Source organism: Lentzea sp. NPDC005914, from assembly GCF_040629405.1.
In the GTDB taxonomy this organism is placed as follows: Bacteria; Actinomycetota; Actinomycetes; order Mycobacteriales; family Pseudonocardiaceae; genus Lentzea.
The window spans coordinates 122,714-136,473 of record NZ_JBEXVQ010000020.1 but is presented as its reverse complement, the minus strand read 5'-3'; the positions used below and the strand labels follow the sequence as shown (position 1 = coordinate 136,473).

General features: G+C 70.2%; 17 protein-coding genes. 5 read left to right on the top strand and 12 right to left on the bottom strand.

Annotation, left to right across the window (positions count from 1 at the left end; translation table 11 throughout):
* The first annotated feature begins 103 nt into the window (after positions 1-103).
* Both ABZ345_RS27310 and ABZ345_RS27305 read left to right on the top strand, forming a co-directional pair.
* Complete coding sequence (locus tag ABZ345_RS27310) at positions 104-1,225, top strand: Xaa-Pro peptidase family protein (RefSeq protein WP_359854449.1); 1,122 nt, start codon at positions 104-106, stop codon at positions 1,223-1,225.
* On the top strand, positions 1,222-1,668 hold the full coding sequence (locus tag ABZ345_RS27305) for an Lrp/AsnC family transcriptional regulator (protein ID WP_045313945.1): 447 nt from the start codon (positions 1,222-1,224) through the stop codon (positions 1,666-1,668). Before ABZ345_RS27310 ends, ABZ345_RS27305 begins: the two co-directional genes overlap by 4 nt.
* A gap of 3 nt (positions 1,669-1,671) precedes the next feature.
* Here ABZ345_RS27305 and ABZ345_RS27300 read toward each other — a convergent pair whose 3' ends face one another.
* The gene (locus ABZ345_RS27300) at positions 1,672-2,217 is read right to left on the bottom strand and encodes a hypothetical protein (protein ID WP_359854447.1); all 546 of its coding nucleotides are present in this window, start codon (positions 2,215-2,217) and stop codon (positions 1,672-1,674) included.
* Between the two features lie 117 nt (positions 2,218-2,334).
* Here ABZ345_RS27300 and ABZ345_RS27295 point away from each other — a divergent pair, with 117 nt between their 5' ends.
* Positions 2,335-2,676 (top strand): helix-turn-helix domain-containing protein, encoded by a 342-nt coding sequence (locus tag ABZ345_RS27295; RefSeq protein WP_359854444.1) that lies wholly within the window; start codon positions 2,335-2,337, stop codon positions 2,674-2,676.
* Between the two features lies 1 nt (position 2,677).
* Here the strand turns inward: ABZ345_RS27295 and ABZ345_RS27290 are convergent, their stop codons facing one another.
* From ABZ345_RS27290 to ABZ345_RS27275, 4 genes are read right to left on the bottom strand one after another with little or no spacing between them, the layout of a single operon-like run.
* Entirely contained in the window at positions 2,678-3,274 is a 597-nt protein-coding gene (locus ABZ345_RS27290; RefSeq protein ID WP_359854522.1) for an ATP-binding cassette domain-containing protein, read from the bottom strand.
* Complete coding sequence (locus ABZ345_RS27285) at positions 3,274-3,873, bottom strand: ATP-binding cassette domain-containing protein (protein ID WP_359854441.1); 600 nt, start codon at positions 3,871-3,873, stop codon at positions 3,274-3,276. Before ABZ345_RS27285 ends, ABZ345_RS27290 begins: the two co-directional genes overlap by 1 nt.
* Positions 3,870-6,317: an ABC transporter permease gene (locus ABZ345_RS27280; protein ID WP_359854438.1), complete on the bottom strand. Its 2,448-nt coding sequence runs from the start codon at positions 6,315-6,317 to the stop codon at positions 3,870-3,872. The genes ABZ345_RS27285 and ABZ345_RS27280 overlap by 4 nt, the downstream gene beginning before the upstream one ends.
* Before the next feature lie 39 nt (positions 6,318-6,356).
* Positions 6,357-7,088: a VOC family protein gene (locus tag ABZ345_RS27275; RefSeq protein ID WP_359854435.1), complete on the bottom strand. Its 732-nt coding sequence runs from the start codon at positions 7,086-7,088 to the stop codon at positions 6,357-6,359.
* A gap of 126 nt (positions 7,089-7,214) precedes the next feature.
* On the opposite strand from ABZ345_RS27275, the gene ABZ345_RS27270 reads away from it, so the two are divergent.
* Complete coding sequence (locus tag ABZ345_RS27270; RefSeq protein ID WP_359854433.1) at positions 7,215-7,478, top strand: sigma factor; 264 nt, start codon at positions 7,215-7,217, stop codon at positions 7,476-7,478.
* Here ABZ345_RS27270 and ABZ345_RS27265 read toward each other — a convergent pair.
* From ABZ345_RS27265 to ABZ345_RS27235, 7 genes are read right to left on the bottom strand one after another with little or no spacing between them, the layout of a single operon-like run.
* Positions 7,475-8,338: a hypothetical protein gene (locus ABZ345_RS27265; protein ID WP_359854430.1), complete on the bottom strand. Its 864-nt coding sequence runs from the start codon at positions 8,336-8,338 to the stop codon at positions 7,475-7,477. The two genes, ABZ345_RS27270 and ABZ345_RS27265, sit on opposite strands and share 4 nt — an antisense overlap.
* A 17-nt stretch (positions 8,339-8,355) precedes the next feature.
* Positions 8,356-9,348, bottom strand: coding sequence for a proline racemase family protein (locus ABZ345_RS27260; RefSeq protein ID WP_359854427.1), 993 nt, complete (start codon positions 9,346-9,348; stop codon positions 8,356-8,358).
* A complete protein-coding gene (locus ABZ345_RS27255; protein WP_359854425.1) occupies positions 9,345-10,238 on the bottom strand; it encodes a dihydrodipicolinate synthase family protein in 894 nt (297 codons plus the stop codon). Before ABZ345_RS27255 ends, ABZ345_RS27260 begins: the two co-directional genes overlap by 4 nt.
* A 41-nt stretch (positions 10,239-10,279) precedes the next feature.
* Positions 10,280-11,485 carry an FAD/NAD(P)-binding oxidoreductase gene (locus tag ABZ345_RS27250; protein WP_359854422.1) on the bottom strand — a complete coding sequence of 402 codons (1,206 nt, stop codon included), beginning with the start codon at positions 11,483-11,485 and terminating at the stop codon, positions 10,280-10,282.
* Positions 11,482-11,664 carry a 2Fe-2S iron-sulfur cluster-binding protein gene (locus ABZ345_RS27245; RefSeq protein WP_359854419.1) on the bottom strand — a complete coding sequence of 61 codons (183 nt, stop codon included), beginning with the start codon at positions 11,662-11,664 and terminating at the stop codon, positions 11,482-11,484. Before ABZ345_RS27245 ends, ABZ345_RS27250 begins: the two co-directional genes overlap by 4 nt.
* On the bottom strand, positions 11,661-12,749 hold the full coding sequence (locus ABZ345_RS27240) for an FAD-dependent oxidoreductase (RefSeq protein ID WP_359854417.1): 1,089 nt from the start codon (positions 12,747-12,749) through the stop codon (positions 11,661-11,663). Before ABZ345_RS27240 ends, ABZ345_RS27245 begins: the two co-directional genes overlap by 4 nt.
* 27 nt (positions 12,750-12,776) lie before the next feature.
* Entirely contained in the window at positions 12,777-13,322 is a 546-nt protein-coding gene (locus ABZ345_RS27235; protein WP_359854415.1) for an XRE family transcriptional regulator, read from the bottom strand.
* Between the two features lie 30 nt (positions 13,323-13,352).
* Between ABZ345_RS27235 and ABZ345_RS27230 the strand changes: the two genes are divergently transcribed.
* On the top strand, positions 13,353-13,739 hold the full coding sequence (locus ABZ345_RS27230; protein WP_359854412.1) for a hypothetical protein: 387 nt from the start codon (positions 13,353-13,355) through the stop codon (positions 13,737-13,739).
* The last annotated feature ends 21 nt before the right edge of the window (positions 13,740-13,760 follow it).

Genomic DNA, 13,760 nt, shown 5'->3' with positions numbered 1-13,760 from the left:
GACCGCTGTCGCTTGTCGGGCGCGTTCGGCGTTCAGGCTGAAGCCCTGCTGAGTGCCGAACGCGCCCGGCGAGCACCGCGGTCGACGCACTAGGCTTTCGGCCATGGCAACGATCACCGGACCCATCGACGTGTCCGCGCTGCGTGCGCGCCTCGACCGCGCCTCCGCGGCCGCCGAGCAGGCGGGCGTAGACGCCCTCCTCATCTCGCCCGGCTCGGACCTGCGGTACCTGATCGGTGCCGGTGGCGACTCCTTCGAGCGCCTCACCTGCCTCGCGCTGCCCGTCGGCGGCACCCCGACGCTCGTCGTGCCGAAGCTGGAGCAGCCCGGTTACGCGGCGATCCCCACCGACGAGCTGGGCGTCCAGGTCGTCACGTGGGTCGACGGCGAGGACCCGTACGCGCTGGTCAAGGCCGCGGTGAAGGGCACGCGCGTCGCCGTGGCGGACATGATGCCCGCCCTGCACACCATCAAGCTCGGCACCGCGATCGGCGGCGCCCAGTCGCTGGCCGGGCCGATCATCCGCGAGCTGCGCATGCGCAAGGACGCGAGTGAGATCGACGCCCTGCGCAAGGCCGGTCAGGCGATCGACCGCGTCCACGCGCGCATGGGCGAGCTCCTGCGCGTGGGTCGCACCGAGCGCGAGGTGGCGCGGGACATCGCCGTCGCCATCGTCGAGGAAGGCCACACCGTCGCCGACTTCGTGATCGTCGGCTCGGGTCCCAACGGCGCCTCGCCGCACCACCGCGACTCCGACCGCGTCATCGAGGCCGGCGAGGTGGTCGTCATCGACATCGGCGGCCCGGTCGCCGAGGGCTACAACTCCGACTCGACTCGCACCTACGTGATGGGCGAGCCCGCTTTCGACGACGTCCGCGACACCTACGCCGTCCTGCAGGCCGCTCAGCAGGCCGCCGTGGACGCGGTGAAGCCCGGCGTCACGTGCGAGGAGATCGACGCCGTCGCCCGCAAGGTCATCGCGGACGCGGGCTTCGGCGAGTTCTTCGTGCACCGCACCGGCCACGGCATCGGCCTGGACGTGCACGAGGAGCCCTACATCGTGAGCGGCAACGCGTTGCCGCTCGAGCCCGGCATGGCGTTCAGCGTCGAGCCCGGCATCTACCTGCCCGGCCGCTGGGGCGCGCGCATCGAGGACATCGTGGTGGCCACCGAGACGGGCGTCGAGTCCTTCAACAACCGACCTCACGACCTGGTGGTGCTTTGACCCTCGAGCAGATCGACAGAGCGATCCTGAAGGAGCTCGCCTCCGACGGCCGGTGCAGCTTCACCGACCTGGCCGAGCGGGTGGGCCTGTCCGTCTCGGCCGTCCACCAACGCGTGAAGCGCCTGGAACAGCGCGGCATCGTGAAGGGCTACGCGGCCCGCCTGGACGGCGCGGAGATCGGCCTGCCGATGTCCGCGTTCATCTCGCTCTTCCCGATCAACCCGGCCGAGCCCGACGACTACCCGAAGCGCCTCGAGCACCTCTCGGAGATCGAGGCGTGCTACTCGGTGGCGGGCGACGCCTCCTACGTCCTGCGCGTGCGGGTCGCTTCTCCGACGGCGTTGGAGGAGCTGCTGCAGAAGATCCGGGAGTCGGCCAACGTCTCCACGCGAACGACGGTGGTGCTGTCCACGCCGTACGAGGACAGGCCACCGTCGGTCTGAGGTTCAGCGACGGCGGTCGACCGCGATCCAGTTCGTCTCCCAGGTCGCGCCGCCGTCGGCGGAGAACGCCTGCTCGAACTTCGCCTGGAACGGCCCCAGCTGGTTGATGAGGAACCGCACCTTGATCGGGCGTCCGCCGAGCTGGTCGTCGCCGTAGAACTCGCCCACCCCGTTGTGGAACCCGCCGTACACCGACGGGGTGAGCAGTCCGTCGCGGATGTTGACGAAGGTCAGGCTCCACCGCTTGGCCTGCGGTTCGTAGAGCCGCATGTTGAGACCTTCGATCCGCCCGTTCGCGTTGGCGACCTTCAGCTCGACGACGTTCGCCCGGCGGTCCAGCAGCGGGCGGACGACGGACGTGCCTTCGAAGTGGAGCCACTCGTCCGGCGTCTCCGACAGCGGATCCGCGAGCACGCGGACGTCGGTGTGCCAGGTGCCGATCTCCCAGTCGAAGTCCCGCTGCCCGTCCTCGGTCCCGGCCGCCGCCGGCACCGAGGCGGTCAGCGAGACAACGGCGAGAACGGCCACCAGAACTCGTTTGTGTGGCACGGTGAGAAGCCTGCGCATGTTCATGATTCGACTGTCCGACGGAGCACAACCATGAACAAGAAGGCACCTTCGGGTAACCCCTCCCCGGCGCGACCCAACCCTCTGCCGGGCTGTCCGATGGCCGCCGCGTTCGCCGCGATCGGCGGGAAGTGGAAGCTGACCCTGGTGTACTGGCTGGCCCACGGCGAGTCCCACTTCGCCGGCCTGCGCCGCCGCGGCACGCCGATCACGCCCAAGGTGCTGGCCGAACAGCTGCGCGAGCTCGAGGCCGACGGGCTGGTCGAGCGCGTGGAGACCGGACCTGTCCCGGCACCGGTCATCTACCGGCTCACGCCCTACGGGAAGACGGTCCTGCCCGTCGTGGAGAGCGTCCGGGTGTGGGGTGAGGAGCACCTGCAGCGCACACCCGGTGGGATCGCGGCGAACGAGGCGATGAGCTGCGTGCACCCGGTCGGGTAGATCAGCCCCGAACCTGCCCGTCGGCCAGCACCAGCACCCGGTCGGCCACCGCGTGCACGGCGTCGTGATGCGTGGCGATCAGGACCGCGGCCCCTTCGTCGGCGACCCGCCGCAACACCGCCACCGCGGCCACCGCGCTCTCGGCGTCCAGATGCGCGGTGGGTTCATCGGCGAGCAACGCGGCAGGCCCGGCCACCACGGCCCGGGCCAGCGCCGCCCTCTGCTGCTGCCCGAACGAGACCTGCCCGGGATACCGAGCCCCCAAAGCCTCGATCCCCAGCTCGGCCAGCAACCCGGCGACACCGGAGACCGCGCGCCCGGCCAGCCTCAACGGCAGAGCGACGTTCTCCTCCAGCGTCAACTCGGAGGCAAGCCCCAGCGACTGCGGCAACACGGCACAGTCGGACCAGGACGCGAGCCCGGGCAGAACCGACCCGCGATCCGGGAAGTCGAAGCCGCACAACAACGACAGCAGCGCGGTCTTCCCGGACCCGGAAGGCCCGCTCAACGTGACCAGCTCCCCGGCGGACACCGTCAGATCCACCCCGCGCAACACCGAGACGCCGCCGAACGCCCGATGCACCCCCGCGGCCCGGATCACGACGCCACCAACGGAATGCACAGATCCGCCAATGCCACCAGCCGCGGATCATGCGAGGCCACCACCGCGGGCACCGGCAACGAGGCCAGCGTCTCCAGCACCAGATCGGCCGACCGGACGTCCAGCTGCGAGGTTGGTTCGTCCGCCACCACAACGGAAGCACCGCGCGCCAACGCACACCCGAACGCCAGCCGCTGCTGCTGCCCACCCGACAGGGCGCCGATCCGCCAGGTGGCGGACCCGCCCAGTCCCAGCTGGTCCAGCAACGCGAAGTCCGCGGCCCCGGCCGCCCGCAGGTTCTCACCCACGGTCAGGTGCGCGATCAGGTTGTCGGCCGGGTTCTGGAAGACGACCGCGATCTCCTTGCGCCGCAACGCCCGCAGCTCCGCCCACGACAGCGCGGACGTCGGCTCCTCCCGCACGAACACCTCGCCGGCGGACGGCCGTTCGACCAGCGACAGCACCCGCAGCAGCGTCGACTTGCCCGAGCCGGAAGGGCCGGACAGCACGGTGAGGCCCGGCGCGATCGTCAGCGACACGTCCGCCACGGCGCGCACCGACCCGTAGGACACCCCGACGCCACTAGCGCGGATCACCTGAGCAGCTCTCCCATCCGCGCGGTGCGCACACCGCGCAACGCAAGCCAGGCCGCCACAACGACCACCACGAGACCACACAGCACCATCGAGCCCAGCAGCGGCACCAGATCCGGCAGCACCGGGGCGGGATTGAGCCACGGCGCGGGATCCAGGCGCGGGACCGCGAAACCGGTGCTCACGAACGACGCCACCGCGCCGATCGCCACCGCGAGCGACGCCAGCGCGCCCACCTCGAGCAGGTGGCTGGACCACAGCACGGACGGCCGCATGCCCATGCGGGTCGACAGCGCGCCGGAGACGGCGCTCTGCCGGCGGCGCACCTCGATGGCCAGCAGCAGGGCGACGGCGGCCACCACGGCCAGCACGACGCCGATGGCGGCGACGAAACCGAAGGTCCACTCGACGGTCAGGAACGGCAGCCCGTCCAGGACCCGAGCACGGTCGGCGACGTTCGTGTAGTGGATTCCCGCGTCCTGCAACGAAGAAGTCAGGGAGGACAGCGGCAGCGACGACCACAGGTGCCACGACCCCACCTGCTCGACGGCGGGCACGGACTCACGGGAGACCACGTAGCCGCGCGTGCCCAGCTTCGGGAACGACGGCAGCGACGCCACCGGTTTCACCAGCGGCATCCCGGGAATCTGGATCTCCTGGTTCGCCGAACGCCCGATCCGCACGGCCGGAGCGACATCACCGGTCCGACGAAGACCGGAAAGCAGCGAGCGCACCGAAGCCGGGTCGTCCAGGACGGCGGCGTCGGTGAACGTGGCGGGGTCCACCACCAACGCGCCGGTGCTCACGCCCACGAGAGTTGTGTTGCCCCGCAACGACGACGGCAGCGCCACACGTCCGAGCGCGATGTCCTGTGACACCTGCACCGTGCTGTTGGCGCCCACCAACACACCGGACTTCGAGGCCAGCGCCGACTGCTGAGCACCGGCCACCGCGCTGCCGACGGCGATCGTGCCGACCGCCAGCACGCCCACGAGCACCACCCCGGTCACGGGCCCGGCAGCGGCCGCCAGCCGTCGCAACGCCAGCTGCGCGGCCGGAACCCTCCACCACTGCACGCGATGCGACCACACCAGCGACCACCGCAACAGCCGAGTCGCCAGCAACGCCGCCGTCAGCACGACGAGAAGCGGGAACGTCAACGCCGCCACGTCGATCCGGGGCAGCTCGCCGGGCTTCAACGACGGGCCCAACCCGTTGCGGGACAAGCGAACCCAGGCCAGCACGGCCAGCGCGCCAACGACCAGCTCCCACGGCACCGCGGAAAGCCGCCACGAGCGGGCACGCCGCTGGAACGTCCGGTGCACCCGCCAGGACGCCACCAGCACGGTCACGACCAGCGAAGCGACCACCACGGCCAGAACGAAGCCGAACGCCACCCAGAGCGACCCGGAGGCGAGCACGACCCCGGGACCGTACAAAGGCAGCAGCAACCGTGCCGCGAGAAGCCCGAGCAACCCGCCCGCCACCAACGGCAACCCGAGCTCCAGCACACCGCGGAAGCCCAGCGACAGCGGACTGGCCCCGCGCACCCACAACAGCCGCAGCTCGGAATGCCGGCGCTGAGCCCATTGCACGGTCACCGTGCCCACGCCCGCGAGCCCCACCAACACGCTGATGAGCACCAACGGCAGCAGCGCGGACGACACGTTGCGCTCGGAGGCCCTAGCCGCCGCGACGGCCGAGGACAGCGTGTCGACCCGGGTCAACGGCAGCTTCAGGGACGTCAGGAGCGCGTTCCCCTTGTCCCGCAACGCCTCCGCCTCGGCAAGCGTGGACAGGGGTTCGACGGGGAACCGCAGCGAGACCGAAGCCCACTCCGAGAACTCCGGGGGCAGCAGAGCGAGGTCGGCGACCTGGGGCACCCAGATCACCGAGGTGCTGGCGCCGTCGCCGCCCAACGGGTTCGGCACCACGGTCTTCGCCTCGGAACACCACCACCCGGACACCGGCTGCGCGAGATCGGCGTAGATCGCGCTGACCGCCAGCGACGACTCGCTCAACCGGTCGCCCACCCGGACGTGCGCGGCGGTGGCGATCGTCTGCGGCACCCACAACCCGGTGCCGCCACCTTCGAGCACCGTGAGATGCGCCAACGCTTCCGGCCGGTACCCGAACCGGCCCCAGGTAGCGATCCCGTTGAAGTCAGGACGCCCGACCTGCGTGTAGACGGCGCCCATCGGGCTCTGCGCCGCCATCGTGACAGCGGAGGACAGCGGCAGGCCGCCCTCGGCGACCAGCGACGGGTGCACGGAATGCGGGCACATCCGGTCCTGCTGGTAAGCCAGAGCCGCACTGCCCGCGGACGACGAGTGCAGCACGGCCGCGGCCACGACGAAGCCCAGCAGCAACGTCGTCGCGATGCTCACCAGCAACGTCAGCGGACTCGACAGCGCTGCCCTGGGCGCGGCTCTCCACGGCAACTGCATCAGCGCACGCTAGCTGGCGTTACATCATTTCGGGAGCTTTTAGGGGGTAACGGAACTCATCACGCCGAACCGGGCTCCGAACGGATCGGCGAGCACCGCGATCCTGCCGATCCCCTCCAGCGAGCAGGGCTCGACCACGACATCGGCCACTGCCGCGGCCGCGTCCGGATCAGCCACCTCGAAGTACGGCAACCAGTAGGCCGACGAGTCCGGCACCACCGCGCCGAACATCGCACCCTCACCGGTGCCCGCGGGCCGGAAGAACGAGCCCGGCGCACCGGGGATCGTCACGACGTCCCACGAGAACACCGTGCGGTAGAAGGAGGCGTCGTCCGGTGAATGCAGCTCGACCCACGTCAACGCGCCGACGGACGACACCGCGTCGACGCCCGGCAGATCGCCCGCCTGCCACACGGCGAACTCCGCGCCGGCCGGATCGGTCAGCTGTGCCATCCGCCCGCTCGTGAAGACGTCGAACGGCTCCAGCCGCACCTTGCCGCCCGCCGAAGACACCGAGCGACAGACGGAATCGGCGTCCGGCGAGGCGAAGTAGATGGTCCACGCCGAGGCGGCGCCGGGTTCGGACAGCGGCCCGACGGCGGCGACCGTTCGTCCCTCGTGACCGAAGAAGCCGTAACCGCCGGCCTCGGGGCCCAGCGACACGTGCGTCCAGCCGAGCGCGCGGCCGTAGAACTCAGCGGCCGCAACGACATCCGGGCAGCCCAGATCGATCCAGTTCGGTGCTCCGGGCACGAAGTCGGTGGTGAGCAAGGAAGTCTCCTCACGAAAGCTGCCCAGAACCTACTCGCGTGACCGTTCATCCGCTCACCGCAATCGCACGGTCGCTCAGCGCTTGTGAGGTTCCCTCAACAGGTAACAAGCTTTACCTTTTCGTTCATGGTCACTCGCGACGAAGCCCTGATCAGCTCGCTGTGGGAGACCCATGGCGCGGCACTGCTGGCCTACGCGACGAGGGTGCACGGTGCGAAGGCCGAGGACGTGGTGCACGACGTCCTGATCAAGGCCTGGCGCGAGGTGAACGACCTGCCGCCCGCCAAGATGGCCGCGCGGGCCTGGTTGTTCGCCATGATCGGCACGCCGAAGCGAGGACTCGTTCCCGTTTCGTTCCCGCAGCGCAAGCGCACCGCGCAGCTCGTCTAGGCCCACTTCCAGCGGATACCGATCCAGTTCACCGACACGTTCGTCTCGAAGTGGTGCACCGAGTGGGTGTGGTCGAGCCTGAGGTCGGTGGTCCGGTGCGGCTCGTCCTCCTGCCAGTCCTGCAGGTAGAGGTGCGGGTCCGACGGCAGCGCGGCCGGGTCGAAGTGCACCTCGATCAGGCTCTGCCCCAGGGTGCACCGCACGCCCTGCGCGTACTCGAAGCTGTCGAGCTGGGTCGGATCGTGAATGGCGAACTCGAACACCCACGTCTCACCCGACCTCAACGGCCGGTCGAACAGCAGCTCGTCGACGGTCACGTGCTCGGTCTCGTTGCGCGCGGACCTGCCGATGCGGCAGTTGCGCACCGGCTCCTGCACGACCTCCGAGGCCCGCACGGAGTCGTCGCCGAAGTAGTGCGCGTAGAAGCGGTCGACGCCGTCCTGGCGCGCGCGGGCGATCATGCTGACGTGGATGCGCGACGCGTGCCTGTCCGCGTCGACGAAGACCCTGTCGTGCCGGGAGATGATCTCCAGGTCGTTGGTGTTGAAGCCGGGCATCATTCCGGGCACGACGTCGGGCCAGCCGTTCGGGCCGGACTGCTCAAGCAACGTGAGCAGCGAGCGGGACGGCACCTCCAGCAGCTCCTCGAGCACCGACACGGCTCGCAGCGACTTCGGCGAGATCGGGCGCACCCGGCCCTGCTGCCAGTCGCTCAGCGTCGACAGCGCCACGGCGACGTCCTGTTGCGCCAGGCGTAGCCGGAGCCGCTCCAGGGTCAGGCCGCGCCGGCGGATCGCTGCGCGCAGCGCAGAGTGGAAGGGTCCGATGCGCAGCAGCGCTTCCAGACTGGGCGTGGTCACGACCATGACCTTATCGACTAGAGCGAGAACCCCTCCGGGAACGGATCGGTGGCGTCGAGGAGGTACTGGCCCATCCCGGTGATCCACGCGCGACCGGCCACTGTGGGCACAACCGCCGTGCGGTCGCCGAGCGGAACCTCCTCCAGCAACCGGCCGACGAACCTGGTGCCGATGAACGACTCGTTCACGAAGTCTGCACCGATTCCGAGCTCACCGCGGGCGTGCAGCTGGGCCATCCGAGCGCAAGTGCCTGTGCCGCAGGGTGAACGGTCGAACCAGCCGGGGTGGATCGCCATCGCGTTGCGCGAGTGGGCGCCGTCCTGGCCGGGCGCGGTGAACTGGACGTGCTTGCAGCCACCGATCGCGGCGTCCACCGGGTGCACCGGGCGGTTCGCCGCGTTGATTCGGTCCATAATGGATAGACCGGCCGCGAGGATTCGATCCTTTTCCGCGCGATCGAACGGGATGCCGAGCTGATCCAGCGGCAGAATGGCGTAGAAGTTGCCGCCATACGCCATGTCGTAACGGACCTCGCCGAGTCCCGGCACGTCGACGACCGCGTCCAGCTCGTGGGCGTACGCCGGGACGTTGCGGATCGTGACCAGCTTCGTGCGCGTGTCGTAGTCGGCGAGCACGAGTCCGGCCGGTGTGTCCAGACGGACGGTCGTGACGGGCTCGGTCACCTCGACCATGCCGGTTTCCACGAGGACGGTCGCCACACCGATCGTGCCGTGGCCGCACATCGGCAGACAGCCGGACACCTCGATGTAGAGCACGCCCCAGTCCGCGTCCGGGCAGGTCGGCGGTTGCAGGATCGCGCCGCTCATCGCCGCGTGGCCGCGCGGTTCGTTCACCAGGAACCGCCGGATGTGGTCGTGGTTCTTGATGAAGTTCAGGCGTTTGTCGGCCATGGTCTCGCCGGGGATCACGCCGACGCCGCCGGTGATCACCCGCGTCGGCATGCCCTCGGTGTGCGAGTCGACCGCGCTGAAGTACTGGGCGAACCTCATGAGGTGGCCAGCTTCATGTCGGCGTCGACCTGGGCGAGCTGCTCAGGGCTCAGTGGCCCGCGCGGAGGACGGCACGGACCGCCGTAGCGGCCCACGAAGTCCATCGAGTGCTTGATCGCCTGGACGAACTCGGTGCGCGAGTCCCAGCGGAAGGCCGGGACGAGACGCTCGTACAGCGCGCGTGCCTCGTGCAGCTTGCCGAGCTGCGCCAGCTCGAACAGTTCGGTGCACTCGGCCGGGAACACGTTGGGGTAGCCCGCGAACCAGCCCGTCGCGCCCATCAGCAGGCTTTCCAGCACCACGTCGTCGGCGCCGGCCACGACGGTGAGGTGCGGGGCGGCGGCCTTGATCTCGAGGACGCGGCGGACGTCGCCGGAGAACTCCTTCACCGCCACGACGTGCTCGATCTGGCCCAGCTCGGCGATCAGGTCCGGGGTGAGATCGACCTTGGTGTCGATCGGGTTGTTGTAGACCATGATCGGCAGCCCGGCCTTCGCGACCTCGCGGAAGTGGTGCACGACCTCGGTCCTGTTGGCCCGGTACATCGTGGGAGGCAGGCACAGCACGCCGTCCGCGCCGTCCTCGGCCGCCAGCTCGGCCCAGTGGCGGGCCTGGTGCGCGCCCACGCCGTGGACGCCGATCACGGCGATACCCCGGCCCTTCACCGCGGCGATGGCGGTCTGCGCGACCTCACGGCGTTCCGCGTCGGTGAGGGAGGAGTACTCGCCGAGCGAGCCGTTGGGGCCCACGCCGCGGCAGCCGTTCTCGACGACCCACTGGCAGTGCTCGGCGAGCTTGTCGAGGTCGGGGCGCAGTCCGGCCGGGGCTTGCGGGTCCTCGGCGTAGGGGAGTGCGGTGGCGACGATGACGCCGTCGAGGCGTTCGGTCATGAGTGGCTCCTCTGGGTGCGGTGGCGACGCCGGGCGGTTCGTCAGGGCGTGTGGTCGTCCGGGAGAGCGGCCAGTTCGCCCAGGGGGATCGGGACCGCGATCACGCGGCGCTGGCCGTCGAACGGGATGCCGGTCAGTTCGGCCGCGTTGCGGGCGCAGATGCGGCCCTGGCAGCGGCCCATCGCGACGCGGCTGGTGAGCTTCAGTTCGCGCATGCTGGTGGCGTCGGTGAGGTCTTCGAGCCTGACCTTCTCGCAGCGGCACACGGTGGTGTCGGGGGTGAGCCACGTCCGCCAGCCGGACTGGACGGCGTGTGCGCGGGCCAGGGCCTGGGCGAACAGGCGGCCCTTGCGGACGGCTTCCAGGGCTTTGGCCGGTGGTTCCTGTTGTGCCGCAGCGGCTCCGGCGATGATGCCTTCGGCTTCGGCGAGGTCCGCGCCACCGATGCCCGTGACTTCGCCGGCCGCGTAGATGTTCGCGACCGACGTCTGCTGGCGTTCGTCGACGTCGAGGAAGTCGTTGGTGCGCCGGGCGTTCGGGACGAGGTCGGTGCGCGGGAGGAAGCCGTAGCCGACGCAGACGAGGTCGGCGTGCTCGGTGCGGTGGCTGACCGGGTTCCAGTGGCGGTCGAGCTTCGCGACGGTGACGCGGCTGCCGTGCTTGGCGACGACGGCGGTGCGGGTCTCCAGGCGTGTCAGCACTTTGCGGTACCGCGCGAGCTCGGCGATCTTGTGGCGGTTTGTGAGGACGGCCTTGGACTCGCGGAGCCACCTCGTGGGGGAGGAGGCCTCGTAGACGCCTACGAGGGTGGCGCCTAGGTCCTGGAGGGCGGTGGCGACGGGGAGCAGGAACGGGCCGGTGCCCGCGATGATGACGCGTTCGGCGAGGGTGACTCCCTGCTTGGCGAGGGCCTGGGCGGCGCCCGCGGTGATCACGCCGGGGCCGTCCCAGCCGGGGAAGGGGAGAGGGCGGTCGTAGGCGCCGGTGGCGATGATCAGCGCGTCGAAGCTCAGCTGTTTCGGACCACGCAGATGCAGCGTCCGGTCCTCGACGAGCCAGGCCTCGGTGTTCTTCAGGTGCGTCACGCCGGGGTGGCTGAACTGGGCCCGGCCACGCAGGAACTGGCCGCCCGCCTCGGGTTCCGAGTCGACCATCGTGACCTCGGCGCCCGCGTCGGCGGCGGTTCTGGCGGCGGCCATCCCGGCCGGTCCCGCTCCCACGACGACGATCTTCATGGCGGTGTTCACTTCTGGGTCCTGATCACGTCGCCGTCGCACAGCTGGTGACGGCACGCGCGGACCTCGGGCACGTCGTTGATCTCGGCGACGCAGCCGAAGCACACGCCGATGCCGCAGAAGAACCGTCCTGGCAACAGTTCCGCGACGTGCGCGACCTCGCGCGGCAGGCCGTTGAAGGTCACCTTCACACCATCACCTCCGGACGGTCGACGCGGAACGGATGCGGATCCACGTGCGGGCTGGAACCGGTGAGCAGCTCGGCGAGCAGGCGTCCGGTGGCCGGGGCGAGGCCGACGCCCGCGCCCTCGTGGCCGGTGGCGTGCCAGAGGCCCGGGGTGCGCGGGTCCTCGCCGATGATCGGCAGGTGATCGGGGGCGTACGGACGGAAGCCGCCGTACGCGCGCATGACCGGGACGTCGGTGAGCATCGGGAAGAGCGTGATCGCCTTGCGTGCCAATGCTGTCAGCACCCTGGTCTCGATCGTGTCGTCGAAGCCCTTGCGCTGGCGGCTCGACCCGATCAGGACCGTGCCCGCCGGGGTGGACTCGACGACGCCGGAGGTCTGCAGGTCGGCGTCGCCGCTCGCGACCGCGCCGACGTAGTCCGCGTCGTAGACCTTGTGCCGGATCGTGCCGGGGATCGGGGTGGTCACGAGCACCACGCCGCGCCGGGGCAGCACGTTGACGCCGAAGTTCCGCGCCCACGGGCCGGTGGCGTTGACGACGGCGCCGCAGCTGATCACGCCGTCGGACGTGGTCACCGAGCGGCCGTCCGTGCTAGCCACCTCGGCGTTCAGGACCCTGATGCCGCGCAGCAGCGCGACCGTGGCCTTGACCGGGTTGAGCTGCGCGTCCTGCAGGTAGTGGACGGCGGCGGTGATCGACGGGTTGAGATGCGGCTCGTAGGCCAGGGCCTCTGCCGCGGTGAGCTCGCAGGCGTCGATGCCGGCTGAGCGTTGCCTCGCGGCGAAGGCCTTCAGCGGTTCGGAGGCTTCGGGCGTGGTCGCGACGACCAGTCCGCCCTTCTCCTCCCATTCGATGCCTCCGGCGTCCGCGGCGAGCGCGGGCCACAGCTCGCGGCTCGCCTTGGCGAGCTCCAGTTCCGGGCCGGGCTCCTTGTCGCTGACCAGGACGTTGCCCTCACCGGCCGAGCTGGTGCCCGAGGCCGGTCCGCACCGGTCGAGGATGACGACGTCGAGTCCGCGCGCGGTCAGAGCCTGGGCGCACGCGGCCCCGATGATGCCCGCTCCCACGACCACGACGTCCGGGTGCATCGCCACCTCCGTTCAATAGAATGAACGTTAGTGCTTCGGGTACTCCAGCACCAGTACCGAACTGACCTCGCCGTCCAGGACCTCGTACAGGTGCGGGGTCGAGCCGGGAAAGCACACGTAGTCGCCCGGCCCCAGCTCGTACGGTTTCTCGACCGGCCCCACGCGCAGCCGGCCGCTCGTGACCAGCACGTGTTCCTTGCCGTGATGACCTTCGGTGGTCTGCGTGGCACCGGGCCGGACCCGCTGGTCGTAGATCTCCAGCACGGTGTCGCCGATGTCCATCCGCCGCATCAGCCGCAGGTCGACTGCGTTGCTGCTGAGCACCTCGACGTCCCGGGCCCGCACCAGCAGCACGTCCGGCGGCGTCCGCTCGGTCACCAACTCCGACACGGGCACGTCCAAAGCGTTCGACAAACTGAACACTGTCTCGATCGTCGGGTTGCCCGCGCCGCTCTCCAGCTGGGACAGCGTGCCCTTGGCGATGGACGACCGCCGCGCGAGCTCCGACAGCGACCACCCCCGCTGCTCCCGGATCGCCCTGATGTTGGCGCCAAGCACCTGACCCGCACTCATAGCCACTGATCGTTGCATAGGCTTGCGCCCATGACTGCGTACACGGAGGCGGAGGGGCAGACCCTCCGCACGGCCGTTTTCGGTGCCATGGTGCTGGTGTCCACGGCGGACCCCGGTTCGGTCGACGAGGAGAGCTACGCCGGCATCAGGGCCATGACCCTGCTTCCGGACGACCTGCGCGCCGTCATCGCCGCCGCCCCGCCCTCGCTGCCCAAGGGGTCGGCGTCCGATGTGGAGACAGGCGTGCTGGCCGCGCTCAAGGACGCCGTGGAGATCGTCAACGCGCACGACTCGCGCGAGGTCCCGATCTTCCGCGGCGCCGTGACGGAGATGGTCCGCTCGGTGGCGGGCGCGGACGGCGAGGTGGCCGCGGCGGAGAAGGAGATGGTCGCCCGAATCGTCGAAGCCCTGGCCTAGTGGCGCGTCCTGGAACGTCGG